The 18,697-nt window shown below is 65.0% G+C and carries 10 protein-coding genes and 2 pseudogenes; 7 read left to right on the top strand and 5 right to left on the bottom strand.

Features of this window, described 5'->3' with window-relative positions; all coding sequences use genetic code 11:
- The first annotated feature begins 1 nt into the window (after position 1).
- From A3AC_RS0118470 to A3AC_RS0118445, 6 genes are all read left to right on the top strand, one after another.
- A complete protein-coding gene (locus A3AC_RS0118470; RefSeq protein ID WP_035475389.1) occupies positions 2-1,540 on the top strand; it encodes an LTA synthase family protein in 1,539 nt (512 codons plus the stop codon).
- Positions 1,537-9,216: a type I polyketide synthase gene (locus tag A3AC_RS0118465; RefSeq protein WP_025600692.1), complete on the top strand. Its 7,680-nt coding sequence runs from the start codon at positions 1,537-1,539 to the stop codon at positions 9,214-9,216. Before A3AC_RS0118470 ends, A3AC_RS0118465 begins: the two co-directional genes overlap by 4 nt.
- A complete protein-coding gene (locus tag A3AC_RS0118460) occupies positions 9,213-10,175 on the top strand; it encodes a UDP-3-O-acyl N-acetylglycosamine deacetylase (protein ID WP_025600691.1) in 963 nt (320 codons plus the stop codon). Before A3AC_RS0118465 ends, A3AC_RS0118460 begins: the two co-directional genes overlap by 4 nt.
- 36 nt (positions 10,176-10,211) lie before the next feature.
- Entirely contained in the window at positions 10,212-11,558 is a 1,347-nt protein-coding gene (locus A3AC_RS0118455) for an aminotransferase class I/II-fold pyridoxal phosphate-dependent enzyme (RefSeq protein ID WP_025600689.1), read from the top strand.
- 6 nt (positions 11,559-11,564) lie between these two features.
- The gene (locus tag A3AC_RS0118450; protein ID WP_025600687.1) at positions 11,565-12,281 is read left to right on the top strand and encodes a GNAT family N-acetyltransferase; all 717 of its coding nucleotides are present in this window, start codon (positions 11,565-11,567) and stop codon (positions 12,279-12,281) included.
- A gap of 785 nt (positions 12,282-13,066) precedes the next feature.
- A complete protein-coding gene (locus tag A3AC_RS0118445) occupies positions 13,067-13,720 on the top strand; it encodes a hypothetical protein (RefSeq protein WP_025600686.1) in 654 nt (217 codons plus the stop codon).
- A gap of 105 nt (positions 13,721-13,825) precedes the next feature.
- Here the strand turns inward: A3AC_RS0118445 and A3AC_RS31065 are convergent, their stop codons facing one another.
- From A3AC_RS31065 to A3AC_RS29315, 3 genes and pseudogenes are all read right to left on the bottom strand, one after another.
- On the bottom strand, positions 13,826-14,305 hold the full coding sequence (locus A3AC_RS31065) for a tyrosine-type recombinase/integrase (RefSeq protein ID WP_442856513.1): 480 nt from the start codon (positions 14,303-14,305) through the stop codon (positions 13,826-13,828).
- Positions 14,287-14,556 (bottom strand): Arm DNA-binding domain-containing protein, encoded by a 270-nt coding sequence (locus A3AC_RS31060; protein WP_025600684.1) that lies wholly within the window; start codon positions 14,554-14,556, stop codon positions 14,287-14,289. Before A3AC_RS31060 ends, A3AC_RS31065 begins: the two co-directional genes overlap by 19 nt.
- A gap of 160 nt (positions 14,557-14,716) precedes the next feature.
- Positions 14,717-15,442: pseudogene (locus A3AC_RS29315) on the bottom strand (IS6 family transposase).
- A 42-nt stretch (positions 15,443-15,484) separates the two neighbouring features.
- Between A3AC_RS29315 and A3AC_RS0118425 the strand changes: the two are divergent.
- Positions 15,485-16,300 (top strand): annotated as a pseudogene (locus tag A3AC_RS0118425) (PDDEXK nuclease domain-containing protein); the annotation flags it as partial.
- A gap of 492 nt (positions 16,301-16,792) precedes the next feature.
- On the opposite strand, the gene A3AC_RS0118420 reads toward A3AC_RS0118425, so the two are convergent.
- Positions 16,793-17,602 carry a DeoR/GlpR family DNA-binding transcription regulator gene (locus tag A3AC_RS0118420; RefSeq protein ID WP_025600681.1) on the bottom strand — a complete coding sequence of 270 codons (810 nt, stop codon included), beginning with the start codon at positions 17,600-17,602 and terminating at the stop codon, positions 16,793-16,795.
- A gap of 77 nt (positions 17,603-17,679) precedes the next feature.
- Positions 17,680-18,681 carry a 4-hydroxythreonine-4-phosphate dehydrogenase PdxA gene (gene pdxA / locus A3AC_RS0118415; RefSeq protein WP_025600680.1) on the bottom strand — a complete coding sequence of 334 codons (1,002 nt, stop codon included), beginning with the start codon at positions 18,679-18,681 and terminating at the stop codon, positions 17,680-17,682.
- Between the last annotated feature and the right edge of the window lie 16 nt (positions 18,682-18,697).

Below are 18,697 nucleotides of genomic sequence, written 5' to 3'. Positions count from 1 at the left end.
CGTGGTGTGTTCGATCGCGATCACTTTCGCGACGGTCATCGTGCTGTCGTTTGCCGCGGACGCGATCGCGCTCCCGAGGGCGGCCTTGCGCCGTCCAATGCTGGCCTGCGCGCTGCACATCGCCAGCGTGATTTTTCTCGCCAGCTTGTTTCTCGCGCTCACGCGCCGCCCGCATTTTTCGGCGTTCATGGCGCTGGCGCTAGTCGCGCTCATGAGCACCGTGAGCAATGCCAAATACGCCTCGCTGCGCGAGCCGTTCGTCTTCACCGATTTGAGCCTTTTCAGCCAGCTCTTTGCGCATCCGCGTCTCTATCTGCCGTTCCTGAGCGGTGGCGAGGTTGCGGCCATCGTAGCGGGCGTTGCTGCCGTCGCCGCCGGTTTCTATTTCGATTCCGTTGCGCCCACGCACATCACCGTTGGCGCGGCGGCTGTGGCGGCGTTCTGTCTCGCGCTCGGCTATGCGTTCGCCGCACGCTTTCCGCTCACGCTCGAACCGCTCGACGACCAGCGCCGCCATGGCTTTTTCGCCGTGTTCGTCGCGTATCTACTCAACGGCTTGCGGCGCGCTACGTTCCACAGACTCGAGCGCGCACTGGCGGCCAGCCCGTTCTTCGACGCACCCGAACCGCACTCGCGCCCCGACGTCATTGTGATCCAGAGCGAGTCCTTTTTCGACGCACGCCATTCGAACGCGAAATTCGACGCTTCGATCTACACACAATACGACGCGGCACTGCGAGAATCGACGGCGCACGGCGAACTGGATGTCCCCGCGTGGGGCGCCAATACGATGCGATCGGAGTTTGCACTACTCTCCGGCGTGCCCTCGGCCGCGCTCGGCTACGCCCGCTTCTATCCTTACGCTTTTGTGCGTCGCGCGTGCTCATCGCTAGCGGGCTGGTTCCGCCGCGCCGGATATGCAACAGCTGCAATTCACCCGTATTACGCCGACTTCTTCGGCCGCGACCGCGTCTTCCCGCACCTGGGTTTCGATCGCTTCCTCGACATTCGCGCTTTCGCAAACGCCCGCCGCGCCGGTCCGTATATTTCGGATGAAAGCGTGTTCGAGTGCATCGTCAAGGAACTCGACGCATCGCGCTCGCAGCCCGCGTTCATCTTCGCGATGACGATGGAAAATCACGGCCCGTTGCATCTGGAAACTGTCGAAGCAGGCGAATCGAGCCGTTATCACGACCTTGGGGAAGATCCCGCGTTTCACGATCTGACGGCATATTTGCGGCATATCGCAAACGCGGACGCCATGATCGGCCGGTTGCTCGCGCATCTACGCGCGCGCCGGCGCGATACCGTGCTGTGTTTCTACGGCGATCACGTGCCCGCGTTACCGCACATATTCGAACGGCTCGGCAGCGTACCGAGCCGCAGTCATTACTTCATCTGGCGGAATTTCGGAGATCGGGCCGCCAGGAAGCAAGACAGAGCCGTCGAGGACCTCGGCGCCGCGCTGCTCCAGGCGATGGAGACGGCGGGCCGGCGCGAGGCCGCGACAGGTGTGTCCGAGAGAACGGAGCAGCCATGAAGAACAGCAAGATCGCAATCGTCGGTATGTCGTGCCGTTTTCCCGGCGGGGTCACCGGGCCGGACGAATTCTGGAGTCTGCTCGAAAACGAGAAAGACGCCGTCACACAAATTCCCGCCGAGCGTTTCGGCACGGAGTTCTATCAGCATCCGTCGAAGCGCGAGCCCGGCAAGAGCTATACATTTGCGGCGGGCGTGCTCGAGGACGTCGCGGGTTTCGACGCGGCCTTCTTCGGCATTTCGCCGCGCGAGGCAACGCAGATGGACCCGCAGCAGCGCTTGCTGCTCGAACTCACATGGGAAGCCTTCGAAGATGCCGGCGTGCGTCCCGAGGCGCTACGCGGCAGCGATTGCGCGGTCTATGTCGGTGTCGCTGGCACGGACTATTGCAACCGCAACATGGATGACCTGAACACGGTCGATCCGTACTCGGCCACGGGCAACACGCTGAGCATCGCCTCGAACCGCATTTCCTGGGTGTACGACTTGCGCGGCCCGAGCATGTCGATCGATACGGCGTGCTCGTCGTCGCTCGTCGCGCTGCATCAGGCGGTCAAGGCGCTGCAAACCCGCGACGCCAGCATGGCGCTCGCAGGGGGCGTCAATCTGCTGCTGCATCCGTTTGGTTTCGTCGGCTTCTCGAAGGCGTCGATGCTGTCGCCGCGCGGGCGTTGCCGTGCGTTCGACGCAACCGGCGACGGCTATGTGCGCGCCGAAGGCGGCGCGGTCGTGGTGCTGAAAACGCTCGAGCGTGCGCTCGCGGACGGCGACACGATCCACGCGGTCATCGCGGGCAGCGGCGTCAATTCCGACGGTTTCACGCAAGGCGGCATCAGTGTGCCGGGCACGCCTACGCAGGCCGCGCTGCTGCGCGAAGTCTATGCACGAGCGCAAATCGATCCGCGCACGGTCGACTATCTGGAAGCGCACGGCACGGGCACGGCGGTCGGCGACCCGATCGAAACGCGTGCGCTCTCCGACGTGATCGGTGCAGGCCGCGACGCGCACACGCCGCTGCTGATCGGCTCGGTCAAGACAAATATCGGCCACCTGGAAACGGGTTCGGGCATGGCGGGGCTGCTCAAGGCGGTGCTGTGTCTCAAGCATCGCGCTGTGCCGCGTTCGCTCCACTTCGAAAAGCCGAATCCCAATATCGATTTCGCCGGCGGTCATCTGCGTGTGGTCGAGCGCATGACGCCGATCGGCGCGCATGGCCGCGATCTGGTGGTGGGCGTCAATTCGTTCGGCTTCGGCGGAACCAACGCCCACGTCGTGCTGACCGAGGCGCCTACACCGCAGGCCGAAGCCGCGATACCGGCAGCAGCGCCGCGGGGCTTCGCGCCGCTCGTGCTAACCGCGCGTTCTGAGCGCGCGCTGGCGGCGCTCGCCGCGCGCTATCTGGCGCGCCTCGACGCGGGCGAGGCGTGGGACGCGCTGGCCGCTGCGGCCGCGCATCGCCGTCAGTGGCTCGAACATCGCGCGATCGTTGCGCCCGCCACGTCCGACGAGGCCTACGCGGCGCTCGCAGCTGTGGCGCATCCGGATAACGTTGCCACTCAAGGTGAGATCGCACCCGCTGCGCTCGTGCACGCGCAGGTCGTCGCCGCCGATGCGCCCGTCGCGCTGGTGTTCTCGGGTAACGGCTCACAATGGGCGGGCATGGGCAAGCAACTGCTCGCTGAAGACGCGGTGTTCCGCGCGGGAGTGGAAGAGGTGGACGCGCTCTGGTGTGCCGACGGCAGCCCGTCGCTGCACGCCATGCTCGCAGCCAGCGCCGAAGCCGAAACGCTCGCCGCCACCGAGCATGCACAGCCGCTGCTGTTCGCGATACAGGTGGGCATCGTGCGCGCGATCGAGGCGAGCGGCGTAGCCTACGACGCGTGCGTTGGCCATAGCGTTGGCGAAGTTGCGGCCGCCTGGGCTTCGGGGGCGCTCACGCTCGCCGACGCCGTGCAGGTCGTGAAAATCCGCAGCCGCGCCCAGGCGCTCACGCGCGGCACGGGCCGCATGGCCGCCGCCGGCATTGGCGAGGCCGAGGCGCGCGAACTGGTTCTCCAGCAAGGCCTGATCGGCGATATCGAAGTTGCCGGCATCAATAGCGCGCAGTCGGTCACGCTGGCCGGTTCGCTCGCGGGCCTCGAAGTGCTGGGTACTGCGCTCAAGGCCAACGGGCGCTTCTTCCAGTTGCTCGACCTCGACTATGCGTTCCACAGCCGCCACATGAACGGCATCGAAGCGCCGGTGCGCGAGGGCCTCGCCAATATCGCGCCGCGCACGGCGACCCATCGTTACGTTTCGACCGTGACGGGCGGCCCGCTCGACGGCAGCGCGCTCGACGCGCAGTACTGGTGGCGCAATATCCGCGAGCCCGTGCGTTTCGGTGACGCCATTGCGCATCTGGTGGGCGAGGGCGTGCGCCTCTTCGTCGAAGTCGGCCCGCACTCGATTCTGCGCACCTATGTGAAGCAGACGCTCGCCGCGCTCAAGGAAACGGGTGCGCCGCTGCCCACGCTCAAGCGTCAGCACGACAGCGCCGCGACGCTGCATCGCGCGGTGCTCGCGGCCGTTGCGCATGGTGCGCGCGTCGACCGCGAGCGTCTCGTGCCGCGTGCGCCGCTCCTGACTCAGGCGTTGCCCAGCTATCCGTGGCAGCACGAGCACTACTGGGTCATGCCGACGATCGAGGGCTATGGCCTCGCGAACCGCCGCCGCGAGCATCCGCTGCTCGGCTACCGGCTGCACGAGCACGCGTTCGGTTGGGAAAACCAGATCGATCCGGCGCGCCTGCCGTATCTGGCCGATCACCTCGTCGATGGCGGCGTGACGTTCCCGGCAGCCGGTTTCGTGGAAATGGCGCTGGCTGCTGCGCGCGTGTTCTTCGCAACGGAAACCTGCGCGCTGGAAAACGTCGAGATCCGTCAGCCTGTGGTGTTCCAGGCGAATCACGCCAAGCTGTTCCGTCTCGTCATCGACGTGCGCACGGCGGCGTTCACGATCGAAACGCGCGAGCGCATGAGCGACGACGCGTGGGCGGTCAACGTGGTCGGCCGCTTGCTCGCGAGCGGCAACACGCTCGACGCCGGCAGCACGATTGACGCGCGCCTGCTGCAAAGCGTGTCGGCGCAACTGGCCATCGACGCGCCTACGCTCTACGCCGCGACCGAGTTGATCGGCCTGACCTATGGCCCCGCGTTTCGCCGCGTGCAGTGTGTACGCGCCTCGGGCGACGCGGTGCTGGCCGAACTGGCTGCGCCCCAACTCGCCGACGACGCCGATCTCGCGCGCTACAGCCTGCATCCGTCGTTGCTCGATGCGGGCTTTCATCCGCTTTTCGCGCTCACGGGCGCAAGTCATGGGGGCAACTCAGGCGACCGCGCCGCCTGGCTGCCGGTGCAGTTCGGCCGTATCGACTACCTGCGCGGCGACACGATTCGCCAGGTGCTGGCCGTGGTCGAGCGCCGCAGTCCGCACTCGGTCGTGGTGTCGTTTCATTTCCTTGACGGAGCCGCGCGTGTGGTCGCGCGTCTTGCAGAATGCCGCTTCCGGCGCGTCGATCTGCAGGCGCGTCGTCATGCTGCGCCGTCGCGCTATATGTACCAGCTCGAAGCACGTCCGCTGGCGGGCGGCTTCGACGCTTGCGAGCTGCCCGCACCCGCCGCGCTGCTCGAAGAAGCACAGCGCGTGCTCGCTGGTCATGGCGGCCAGGACGCACAGAAGCGCCGCGCGATGCACCTGACCGAAGTGCTGCCGCTCATCGACGTGCTCGCGAGCGGGTACGCACTGCGGGCGTTCGAGAAGATCGGCGCGTTCCGCACGCCGGGCCTGGCGTCTGGCCTAGCGACAGGCCCGCTGCCGGAACTGGCGGCGCGACTTGCCGCCATGCTCGTCGAAGACGGCCTCGCGCGCCGCGACGGCGATGTGCTCGTGCGCGAGCATGAGGCCTGCGAGGCGCTGCCGCCCGTGGACGAGCTCTGGAACAGCCTGCTCGAACAATCGCCCGCGCATGTCGCCGAGCTCACGCTGCTCGCGCACTGCGGCGCAGCGCTGCCTGCCTTGCTCGCGGGCGAGATGGCGCCCGAAAAGCTGATGTCGCCGACCAGCAAGAGCCTCGTTGAGCACTTTTTCGAAGCGTCGCCTACGTGGTCGCACGCGCGCGCGCTGATCGGCGCGTTCGCCTCGCGCGCGGTGGCTGCGTGGTCGTCGCCGCGCCGTTTGCGCGTGCTGGAAATCGGCCGCACCGATGTAGACGTACCGCGTCCGCTTGAAGTCGCGTTGCCGGCTGCGCGCTGCGATTACGCGATTGCGTGCACCGCGCCGCAACAGGCCGCGCTCGCAGCCGAAGGCGGCCACGAGGCGCGCCTCGTCACACTGGTTGCGGGCGATCGCCTCGCGCTGCAAAGCGAAGACGACGCACCGTACGATATGGTCATCGCCAACTGCCTGCTGGCGGCTCAGCAAGATCCGCTCGCGGCAGTGACCGCGCTGCGCGGCTGGCTGGCGCCGGGCGCGTTCGTCGCGCTTGCGGAGCCGCGCCGCGGCCGTTTCGCCGATATCGTCCTCGGGCCGACGGGCGCCGAAGCGGGCGCGCCGCACAGCGCCGCGGAACTCGTGCGTCTGCTGGAGGCGGCGGGATTCACCGACGTTGTGTCGTTCGCGGAGCAGGGCTACGAGATCGAGGGCACGCCCGCACTGATCGTTGCGCGTGCACCGATCCGCGCGGCGGCGCAAGCGGCGGATGTCGCTTCTGCAACGACCGCGACGGCAACCGTGCCTTGGATCATCGTGCATGCCGATGATGCAGTGGACACGCGCGCAGCCGGTCTCGCCGACGCCCTGCGCACACGCGGTGGCGACGTCGAATGCCTGGCGCAATCCGAAGTGGCGGCAGCCCTGCATACGGTGTGCGCTGCCTGCGATGGCGCGCCACTGCGTCTCGTGTTCGTCGCGCCTGACGCCGCACTAACCGCCGGCGCGGATGGCGTGGAGCTTATGCAGGCGCAGCGTGCGACCTCAGTGGCGCTCGCGGGTCTCGTGCGCGAACTGGATGCCTCGAGGCTACCGGTGCAACTGAGCATCGTGACGCAGGACGGCACGCCGTTTGCACTCGCGGAGCACGACGCTCAAGCGCCGCGCCGCGTCGAACAGGCTACGCTCTGGGGCCTCGGGCGCGTGCTCGCGAACGAGCATCCCGAACTGGGCTGCCGTCTGATCGACGTCTCGGCAGCGTGTGAAAACGCCTTCGACGCGCTCGCTCAGGAACTGCTGGCGGCCGACGTCGAAGAAGAAGTGCTGCTCACGGCGCGCGGCCGTTTCGTGCCACGTATGCTCGACGCAGCGCAGTCGCAGCGCCGTGCGGCGAGCAACGGCACGAGCGATGCACAAGGCTCCGTGCTCGCCTTCGATACGCCTGGGTCGCTGCGCAACCTCGAATGGTTCGCGCAAGCCCCGCGCGCGCTCGACGCTGGCGAGGTCGAGATCGAGCCGGTCGCCACTGGCCTCAATTTCCGCGACGTCATGTACGCGATGGGCCTGCTTTCCGACGAAGCCGTCGAAACGGGCTTCGCGGGAGCGACCGTCGGCATGGAACTGTCAGGCCGCGTGACGCGCGTGGGTGCGGGTATCACCACCGTGAAACCCGGCGACGCCGTACTCGGTTTCGCGCCGGCCTCGTTTGCCACGCGCGTCGTCACGCGCGCGGGAGCGCTCACGCGCAAGCCGGCCTCGATGACGTTCGAGGAAGCCGCCACGGTGCCGACCACGTTCTTCACGGCCTGGTACGCGCTGGTCGAACTGGCGCGCGTGCGCGAGGGCGAGCGCGTGCTCGTGCACGGCGGCGCGGGCGGCGTGGGCATTGCCGCGATCCAGCTCGCGCGCCTGCTGGGAGCGGAGGTCTATGCCACCGCCGGCAGCGGCGAGAAGCGCGAGTTCGTGCGTTTGCTCGGCGTCGATCGCGTGTTCGATTCGCGCAGCCTCGCATTCACCGACCAGGTGCGCGACGCCACGGGCGGTGCGGGCGTGGACGTCGTGCTCAATTCGCTTGCGGGCGAGGCGATGGTGCGCAGCATCGACACGTTGCGCCCGTTCGGCCGCTTCCTCGAACTCGGCAAGCGCGACTTCTATGAGAACAGCCGCATCGGTCTGCGGCCGTTCCGCAACAACATCAGCTATTTCGGCATCGACGTCGACCAGCTCATGGGCGCGCTGCCCGAGCTGACGACGCGTTTGTTCGAAGCCGTCATGCAGCGTTTTGCCGACGGCGTGCTGCATCCGCTGCCTTACCGCCTGTTCCCGGCGGCGCGCGTGGAAGAGGCGTTCCGCTACATGCAGCAGGCGCGCCAGATCGGCAAGGTGCTGGTCGGCTATCCGGCGGGCACGCCCGCGCCGACGCGCGGCGCAATGCAGGCAGGTCACACCGGCGCGTTGCGCCTCGAGGCAACCGGCGCGTATCTCGTGATCGGCGGCACTGGCGGCCTCGGATTCGCGACTGCACGCTGGATGGTCGAGCGCGGGGCGCGGCACGTGACGCTTGCGAGCCGAAGCGGCGCGCTGAACGGCACACTGAGCGGTGCGGCACGCGAGGAAATCGAACGCTGGCGCGCGGCGCACGGCGTGCAGGTCCACCTGGCCGCCTGCGACGTGACCGAGGCGGCTGCGGTTGAAGCGCTCGTTGGCCAGATCGCCGCGCGCGGCACGCCGCTCAAGGGCGTGCTGCATTCGGCCATGCATATCGACGATGGCCTCGTGCGCAATCTCGACGACGCGCGCTTCGAAGCCGTGCTCGCGCCGAAGGTTGCGGGCGCATGGAATCTACATCGTGCGACACAGGCATGCGCGCTCGACTTCTTCGTGGTCTATTCGTCGGCAACTACCGCGCTCGGCAATCCGGGCCAGTCGAGCTACGTGGCGGCCAACAGCTTCCTCGAAGCGCTGATCGAAATGCGCCGCGCAGCGAACCTGGCCGGCACGTATATGGCGTGGGGTCCGCTCGACGACGTCGGCTTCCTCGCGCGCAACGAAAAGACGCGCGAGGCGTTGCAGTCGCGCATTGGCGGCGCGTCGATCTCGTCGGATGAGGCGCTGGCCGCACTCGAACGCGTGCTGGTCGCGCGTGGTGCGGGCGAGGCCGTGGTGCGGCTCGACTGGCAGGCGCTCTCACGCGGCATGCCGGCGGCGGGCGCACGCCGTTACGCGGCGCTGCGCACGCGCAACGCGCGCGAGCCTGCGAGCGACGGCGGCCAGCCGCTGCGCTCACGCGTCGCTGCGCTGCCGCGCACCGAAGCGCTCGCGCTAGTGGAAGAGACCCTGCGCGCGCAGATCGCGCGCATCCTGCATCTCGCGCCTGAAAAGATCGAGCTGGAGCGTTCCGTGCTCGACATGGGCATGGACTCGCTGATGGGCATGGAACTCGGCATGGCGGTCGAAGAGGCCTTCGAGGTCAAGCTTTCGGTCATGGCCATCGCCGAGGGGGCAACCGTGCGTTCGCTCGCGGTGCGCATCGTCGAATCGATCGAGGCAGACGCGGAATCTGACGATTCGCCGCTCGACGCGCAGAGCGCCGCGCAAGCCGAAACGGCGGCGATCGCGGCCGATCTCGCGCGCAAGCATGCGCTTGACGTCAACGCCAAAGAGGCGACGCCCGCCATTGCGGGCGAGCGCGCCGAGGAACTGGTCGAATGAGGGCGCCCGAAGGCTGGCGCGACACGCAAGGCACGCTCGCGCGCGAACTGACGCTCACGGGCCACGGCCTGCATACGGGCCGGCGCGTGAATGTGCGCATCCTGCCAGTGCGGGACGCATCGGTTGGCCCCGGCATCGTGTTCCGCCGGCTCGAAGCAGGCCGCGAAGTAGCCACGCTGCGCGCTCATCCCGCTTTGCGCGAGGCTCAGCCGCTTTGCACGATGCTGATCGCGCGCGCGGGTGCTGGCGAAGGCATTGGCGTGCGCACGGTCGAGCATCTGCTCGCCTCGCTGCTCGCGTGCGGCATCGATCACGCGGTCGTGGAACTCGACGCCGAAGAGGTGCCGATTCTCGACGGCAGCGCCGCGCCTTGGATCGAAGCGATTGAGGCTTGCGGGCGCATGGCGCTCGTGCGGCCCCAGCGCTTTATCCGCGTGAAAAAGCCTGTCGTGGTGAGCGACGGGGCAGGCGCGCAGCGCCGCGAAATGCGCATCGAACCCTGTGCGCGCTACGAGATCAGCGTGCGCAACGACCTCAAGGGTTTCGGCGACATGCATTGGGTAGGCGCGCTCACGCCCGACGTGTTCGCGCGCGAGATCGCGCCGTCGCGCTCGTATGGGCGCCTGAAGTGGGCGCTGCCCGCCATTGTTGCCGGCTACGTGAAGCGCACGCCGATTCTGCGCGGCGCGCGGCTTTCATGTACAGCGTCGATCGTCGGCAATCGCGTGATTGGCGGCATGCGCCTGCCCGACGAATTCGTGCGCCACCGCGTGCTCGACCTCGTCGGCGACCTCGCGCTCGCGGGCGCGCCGTTGCTCGGGCGCGTGAGTGCGCTGAGGCCGAGCCATGAAATGAACTACCGGCTCCTCGCCGCGCTGCTCGCCGAGCGCGACGCGTGGGAATGGGCCGAATGCGCCGTCAAAGAAGCCGGCGCTCAAAGCACAACAAGCGCGGACTGAAGTTGCGCGCCAGACCGTACAGGGAACAGGCAACAGATGAGAATCGGCGATCAGATCCGTAAGCAGCTCGCGGCAGGGGCGCTCAAGCGCCAGCTCGAGCGCGTCTCGGGCGAGGCGCAGGCGCAGCTCGATGGCGCCTGCGCGCCTGCTGGTGCGCGTGCCGGCGCGCAGCCTTCGTCGTGGGACGCTCGTGAGCGCTTCGAAGCGATGCCGCTCTACCAGCAGGTCAAGCTCCTCAAGCAGATGGGCGAGACGCTGAACGTGGCGTCGCCGTTCTTTCGCGTGCATGAAGGCATGGCTGGCGCCACAACGACGATCGGCGCGCGCGAGTACATCAACTACGCGAACTACAACTACCTCGGCTTTGCCTCCGAACCCGCTGTGATGGCGGCCGCGCAGCACGCGATCGATCGCTACGGCACCTCGGTTTCGGCAAGCCGCATGGTGGCGGGCGAGCGGCCCGTGCAGCGCGAACTCGAACGCGCGCTCGCGGCGTTCTACGAAGCCGACGACTGCGTGGCGTTCGTGAGCGGCCACGCGACCAACGTCACGGTGATCGGCGCGCTGTTCGGCCGTGGCGACCTGATCGTGCACGACGCGCTCGCCCACAACAGCATCGTGCAAGGCGCCCAGCTAAGCGGTGCAAAACGTCTGGCCTTCGCGCACAACGACTGGCGCGAACTCGATGCGCTGCTTGCGCGCGTGCGCGGCGAGTATCGCAACGTGCTGGTGGTCATCGAGGGCCTCTACAGCATGGATGGCGACTATCCACAACTTGAGCGCTTCGTCGAGATTCGCCGCCGCCATGGTGTGTTTCTGATGGTCGACGAAGCCCATTCGTTCGGTGTGCTTGGCGAAACGGGCCACGGCATTCGCGAGCACTGCGATGTGCCGTCGAGCGAAGTCGATCTCTGGATGGGCACGATGAGCAAGACGCTGGCGGGCTGCGGCGGTTTTATCGCGGGTTGCCAACCGCTCATCGACATGCTGCGCCATCTCGCGCCCGGTTTCCTCTATAGCGTCGGCCTCGCGCCCGCGCTCGCCGCCGCGTCGCTTGCTGCGCTCGAAACGCTGAAGGCGCAGCCCGAGCGCGTCGCGGCGCTGAAGGCGCGCGGCCATCAGTTCCTGCAGGGCGCGCGCGCTGCGGGCCTCGACACCGGCACGAGCGCAGGCTACGCCGTGGTGCCGGTCATCACGCGCAGTTCGCTGAAGGCCGCGCAATGGGCCAATGCGCTTTTCGAAGAAGGCATCAACGTGCAGCCCATTTTCTATCCGGCAGTGGAGGAACGGGCCGCGCGGCTGCGCTTTTTCATTTGCTCGACGCATGAACCCGAGCAGATCACGCGCACGGTTGCGGCGCTCGCTCGCATTGTGAAAGGGTGAGGGCGCATGTCGACGGTAACCGCCACGCCTTTCGCCTTCGCTGCGCCTGATGCGCAAGCGCCTTCGCCTGCGCTCACGTTCCGTGCCGCGCGCGCAAGTGACGCGGCGGCCTGCGCACCGCTCGTGTTCGCCTCGGGCGCGCACGAGTTCGTGTTCTTTCTCGGCGTGCCAGCCGCGCAATGCATTGCGTTTCTAGCTTTTGCGTTCGCGCTTTCGGGCGGTCGCTTTTCATGGCGCCGCCATGAAGTGGCCGTCGATGCACGCGGCGAGATCGTCGCGGTGCTCGCGGCACACGATGGGCGCCGCATTCTCGCCGACGATCCGCACGTCGTGTGGACGCTCGCACGTTACTTCGGCATCCTGCGTACTGTGCCGATGCTGCTGCGCGGCCTCGTGCTCGAGACGGAATTGCCGAAGCCGAAGCGCGCGCAAACGCTCATCGCCCACTGCGCCACGCGCACTGACGCGCGCGGCACGGGCGTTTTCTCGGCGCTGTTCGAGCGTGCGCTGCGTGGCGAAGTCGCAAGCGCGCGCGGACTCGACGCCAACGGTGAGGCTGCCCGAGAGATCGTGCTCGACGTGCTCGTGAGCAACACGCGCGCGGCGGCGCTCTATAGGCGGCTGGGTCTCGTCGCGCTGCAGCGGCGCAAGCCCCGCTCGGCGCGTCTGCCAGCGGCGCTCGAATCGGTGCGGATGCGTTACGAGCCTCGCGCCGAACGCTGACGCGGGCGTCGCTGTGGCTCGCGTCAGGTTCCGGTAAGCTTCCGCGCATGGCGCGCCTCGCTGCTTGGCCGGAAGAAGCCACTGCCTCCGGCTCTCGACAGAATTGAACTTCGCGATAGGAAATTCATTGTCGCTGCCGACGCGCTCAACGTATGCGACGATTTGTATATCGATCGAGGCGATTGCTTTGCCGGGAATCAGCTTACTCCTCATTGCGCGGGTCTCCGTGGGAGACGCGCCATGATAGCGGGGCTGCTGGTGTGTTGTGCCATGAACGTGTTCGCTTCTTTTGGAAACACGATGCTGTACCTAGAATGGAGGAAGGCCCTTCGACGTCGGCGTGCAGGCACACGCTTCAAACAGCCCTAAGCTGCTTCAGTCGGAAACGCTGAGGTGATGAACGTTACGGTTAAATGGCGTGATCAAACACGTCATGTATGGATAAGAGAGACGAACGCAAGTGAACCATCGATGACTCTGGATTTGCCCCCATACTCGTGCATTGCTCAACGCACAAGCAGAGACAGTTCGGGCGGTGTCAGCCCAGCAAGCCACGTTGACTGCGCAATTGAAACACGCGCAAGAGGTAGCGCAAGCACAGCAGCTACGAATCGATAAGATGGAGGCCGATAACCGCTCGGCGGTCTACCAAAACACAGTGCTACGGTGCTCAACATGTTGGGGATGGTGTTAGGCATCATAGGCGGTACGTTGCTGACGGGGCACAGCTGACCTCTCGGCAGGAGAGAATCTCGACGCTTCGGCAGTTGCCCACAATCGTGGACATGGCGACTCGCAATACGCAATACGAGCCGGGTCTCAACTTCTTTGCGATCTCGGGGAGTATTACGCTCTCAGTCGGGTTCGTCGTGCAACTCGTCGGGACGCTAATCGCCTCGCCGTTACCGATGGCGGCCATGGTCGCCATCGGCTCGATCGCGATCTCAACGTGGATTCTGTGGTTCTTCTTGGGGCAAACGCACGGCCAGACGCGAGGTGAAAAGCTGTCTACGATGCGACAGAACATCAGGAAAAAGATTCTCCAGCCTATCACCCAACAACTCGTTGGGCGAGGATCTGCCACTTGTGAAGTGTGTTGCCGAAAACTTTCGACCAGCGATGCGGAGTTGTGCTGGATAGCCGAGACGAACTCGCCCGAACACCCATACCTTCATCCGCCGTACGCCCTTCACGGGCATAATGCTTGCGTGCCGCAATGCGAAGACTATGCCTTGTACTACGCGCAGCCACACCGCTACACGAGCCACACGTTCCATCGGGAGAGCGCCGAGGCGTTTATCCGGGATGTAGCGCCCGAGCAGCGGATTTGGTACAAGGCGCATCGAGAGTATTGGGCCAAGGAGTCTAACGTTAAAGATCTGGAAACGCCATACGGCGCGCATCTTGCTCGTGTGGAGCGCGCATTTCCTCAACGTTAATCTGGGCAAGATTAGGTGCTCGAGCCAGTGACTGACGGTTGGACCGGGCGCGTTCACATTGCGTTGCACCTACGCGAATAACCCGAGGTCGGATAGGTAGTCAGCCTAATGCTGCATCATCTCTCGTCTCTGCTTTAGGTAAGCAGCTTCGTTGTAGGTTCCTGCGACCTTGTTTTTCTGCACGTGTGCTAGTTGTCGCTCGACATGGTTTTCTTCGAAGTCTTCCTCGTGGAGATACGTCGAGGCGGTGCCTCGCGCGCCGTGGGCAGTAAAACCGATACCGTTTGAGCCCGCGAAGCCCATGTATTCCAGCGCACGGTTGATCGTAGTGGCGCTCATGTAGCGTGTTTCGTCGCGACGGTTCGGAAATAGCCACGTCCTGTTTTCCGTCAGTTTGTTTCCCGTCAGTTGTTCCAACTCCTTGAGTAATTTGATTGCCTGCGACGAAAGCGGAACGATGTGTGTTAGGCGACGCTTCATCCGTTCGGCTGGGATTGTCCAAAGTCCGTTTTCCAAATCGAATTCGTCCCACGCTGCTGCGCGGAGTTCGATCGTGCGCACGAAGGTCAGTAGGAGAAGTTTGATTGCGATGACGGTGGTTCGGTTGCCTTAGGATGGATTCCCGCCTTTACAAGCTTTTCCGCCGCAGCCCTCCGTTCGCGCGCCTCAGCGAGCCCAACGTCCGGCCAGCGACCGATCTGGTAAGTGCAGTCTTTGCCATCAAGGCGGTAGGCCCAAGACCAGCTTTTGGTCCCGACCTTGCTGACGTGAAGCGAGAGACGATTCAGGTCGCCAAGCTTATACGGCCTGTCCTTCGGATTGGCGGCGTTGATCATTGAGGCCGTGAGGCCTTGCTCGTTCTCATGGGGTGAACTCCCGGATATTTCACCCCATTTTACTGAACAGGATTGGATGGCGATAGCTTGGATTGACGTGTGACGCCCTAGCTGCAACGGTTCTTGAATGTCAAAGAATCCCGTTGGATGCCTATGCTAGTTATCGATCGACACCAGACGGGTCAGCGAACGTCCACTGGAACCAGCTGGCCAGGCGTGCCCGCAGTTGTGCGCGATGGTCACCCGCACTCATCCTGTGCCGGGGCAGCGCGAAGTGCTGACGGATCGGGCCGAAGTTCGACAGAAACCGCTGCGTGCGCTGCGGGTCACGGAAACCCTGCATCTGACGCTCGCGCCGGCGCGTCGGCTGGTGGCTGTTCTCCGCGCGGTTATTGACCCGGGCCGAGGCCTTCACGAAGACGTGCTTCACGCCGGCCAGCTGCGGCACCTCGGATCTTGCCGCCGGATAGCTGCGCAGCTGGTCGGTGACGATCTTCCGGGGCACCGGGCGCAGCATCTTTTTGAAGAACCGCGTTGCCGCAGTCTTGTCACGGAGCTTTTATAGCAGCACGTCGAGTTCGACGCCGCGCTCATCCACCGCACGCCACAGCACGTAGGGCTTACCGCGCAGTTTCACGAACAGCTCATCGAGATGCCACGTCGTTCCGGGCCGCGGCCGGGCCGCTTTCACCTGGCAGGCAAACACCGCGCCGAATCGGTCGCACCAGTTGCGCACCGACTCATAGCTGACCACGACGCCGCGCTCGAGCAGCAATTCCGCTATGTCGCGCAGGCTCAGGTTGAAACGGTGGTACCAGCGCACCGCGCAACTGATAACTGCGGCCGGAAAACGGAAGCCGTGATACGGCGAGGTATTCTTCTTCATCTCCCCATTCTACCCAGCGCGGCATTCAAGTTGACATTGCCCTGGCCCGACGCGGAATTTGTGCAGCAGCCTGCTGCACAATTGCCTTGGTTCCATGTCTGTACCTTACTGGACAAGGTCAAGGATCCCGAACAACGAAGCTGGTATGCCGACAAGACGCTCGAGCACGGTTGGTCGCGGCAGGTGCTGACGATGCAGATCGAGACAGCGGCCTACACGCGAACCGGCAGCGCCGTGACCAATTTCAGGGAAACGTTACCCCCGCCGCAGTCCGACCTTGCCCGGGAAGCGATAAAGGGTCCCTACGTTTTCGACTTTCTCGACATCTCAGAAGATGCACAGGAACGTGACATTGAGCAGGCGCTCACCCGTCACATCACCCGGTTCCTTCTTGAATTGGGAGCGGGATTCGCGTTTGTCGGGCGGCAATACCGGCTGGATGTCGGCGGCGACGAATTTTTCATTGATCTCCTGTCCTACCATCTGAAGCTGCGCTGCTACGTGGTCGTTGAACTGAAAACGACCCCGTTCCGTCGCGAGTACGCGGGCCAGCTTAACTTCTACATTTCCGCGATCGATGCGCAGGTGAAGGCGCCGGATGATCAACCCACAATCGGTTTGCTTTTGTGCAAGGAAAAAAACCGGCTGGTCGCGGAATATGCGCTGCGAGGCGTCGCCAAGCCGATGGGCGTGGCCGAGTATCAGTTGCTTCGGCAGGTGCCCGAATCCCTCGAAACAAAGCCGCCGTCGATTGACCAGATCGAAGCCGAGCTTCGGCCGATTTTCCCGACGCCTAACAAACGCATCTGCCGGTGCATGAGTACCGCAATACTTCAGTTTAAACTTGACATAAATTAAATTGTCGTAGGCGGAATGGGATCGGTGCGAGAGGCTGCGGGCAACAAGCAGCTACTTACCAAGTAGCACTTGCCGGTTCATCAGCAATGCGCTCGATGGCCCTAATGCAGATATCGTCGCCAAACGACCGGGCGAAAACGCTGTCTCGACGAGGGCCGCCTCGCGATTGACAATTCAGTGACGCACTGGATCGTGCCCCAATGCGTTGCCCGCCAGGAACTGCTTGCGAGGTCATGCAGCAGCGGCTTAGCGTTTCATTCCTCTGTTGCCAAAACGCGACATTAGTTGGCTAAAAAACTCCGATTCGATCCGGCGTAGGTCGTGGCGTAGGTCGGCCGTCAGACGCCCGCCGTGCAGCAGATCTTCACTTCTTCGACGAAAACGAATAGCAAGCGTCTCGACCTGTCTGCGGTCTCCCCTAAGAAGAGAGCCAAAAATAATCCGCGGGACTGCCGCGAGTCGTTGACGCGAGGCTCGCAAGAAGCCCGGGCTTCAGCCTGCTTCGCGGGGCGTCGCCGCAGGCGGCGCATTGTCGATATCCGCAGTTTCTACGACGACGCGTTCTAACGCCCGGAAAGGGGCCAAGCGCGCCTCATCCGCGACGCTCGACGTGATGAGCCGCCAGTCGCGTTCGAGCGGCGTCCAATGCTGCTGCCGCGAGCGGCCGAGCTTGTCGGCATCGGCCAGCACGATGACCTGCGCCGCGCGCCGGATGATGCAGTCTTTCAGATACGCCTGCTGCGCGCTCGCCTCGCAAAGCCCGAATTCGGCGACGACGCCGTCGGCGCCGAGAAACGCCTTGTCCACGCTCAAACGGCTCAGCGAAAGTTCGGCGAGCGGGCCGAGCGTACTCATGCTCGAATTGCGCAGATCGCCGCCGATCAGCGTTAGATGCACGCCCGGCGCGTTAGCCAGCGTCATCACGGCAAGCAGGTTGTTCGTGACCACATGAAGATCTACCCGCGAGCCAAGATGCCGCGCGAGCGCGGCGCAGGTCGTGCCGCCGTCGAGCAGCACGGTATCGCCGTCGTGGACGTGCGCGGCAGCCGCGCGTGCAATGGCTTCCTTCTGTTCGCGCTGCGTGGCCTTGCGTTCTTCGAGCGACGCCTCCGGTTCATGTGAGCCGATCAGTGCCGTCGCGCCGCCATAGGTGCGCACGAGACGACGCTGGTTGGCGAGCGTCGTGAGGTCGCGCCGGACCGTTGCCTCCGATACGCCGAGCGCGGCGCTCAATTGTTCGACGTTGGCGTCGCCGGTCAGGACGAGATCGAGAATCGCGCGATGGCGCTCGGACGCTTTCATGGCTGTCATCTGCAATAAAGAGGTTGCCGATGTTACACCACGGCCCGCGCGCCATCTGTCGCGTTCATTGAGCGTGCTCAGCCGCGCCGCGTGGCGAGTTCGGCGCCCTGGCGCAGTGCCTCGAGCAGGCTGCGCTCGTCGGCGATGCCCTTGCCCGCGATGTCGAATGCAGTGCCGTGATCGACCGATGTGCGGATCACTTCGAGGCCCACGGTCACGTTCACGCCGGCTTCGAGGCCGAGCACCTTCACCGGACCATGACCCTGGTCGTGATACATCGCGACCACGAGGTCGAAGTCGCCGCGGCCCGCGCGGAAAAAGAGCGTGTCGGCGGGCAGAGGGCCGGTCACGTCGAGGCCGCGTTCCTGCAGCACCTTCACGGCCGGAACGATCTTTTCTTCTTCCTCGCCGTAACCGAACAGGCCATTTTCGCCGGCGTGCGGATTGATGCCGCACACGCCGATGCGCGGCTTCGCGATGCCGGCCTTCACCAGCGTGGCGTTGCCGCGCTCGATCGTGCGTTGCACGAGACCCGGCTCGATCTTGCGGATCGCGTCGATGATGCCGATGTGCGTCGTCACGTGAATCACGCGCAGTTGAGGCGCGACCAGCATCATCGACACTTCATCGACGCCCGTCAGGTACGCGAGCATTTCGGTGTGGCCGGGAAACTTGTGGCCGCCCGCATGCAGCGCTTCCTTGTTCAGCGGCGCAGTGCAGATCGCGTCGATCTGCTTCGCTTCTGCAAGCTCGACCGCGCGCGCGATGAACTGATATGCGGCGTCGCCCGCGACTGCTGACAACTGGCCGAACGGCAGATCGGCGGGAATCAGGTCGAGGTCGATGCAGTCGATCGTGCCTGGCTCGTAGCGCGCTTCGGCCGCTTCCTTGATGCGGCGAATCTTCGCCGCGCCGCCCACGATCTGATTCGCGCGTTCAAGCCGGCGCGCATCGCCGATCACGAGTGGACGGCACTGTTTGTAGACGATGTCGTGCGCAAGGCTCTTGACGACGATCTCCGGGCCAACGCCCGCTGCGTCGCCCATCGTGATGCCGATTACGGGAAGGTAGTTGCTCATGATGTTTTGCCTGGTC

The sequence above is a fragment of the Burkholderia sp. WSM2230 genome (assembly GCF_000472445.1).
In the GTDB taxonomy this organism is placed as follows: Bacteria; Pseudomonadota; Gammaproteobacteria; order Burkholderiales; family Burkholderiaceae; genus Paraburkholderia.
This window is presented reverse-complemented; position numbering and strand designations above follow the sequence as displayed.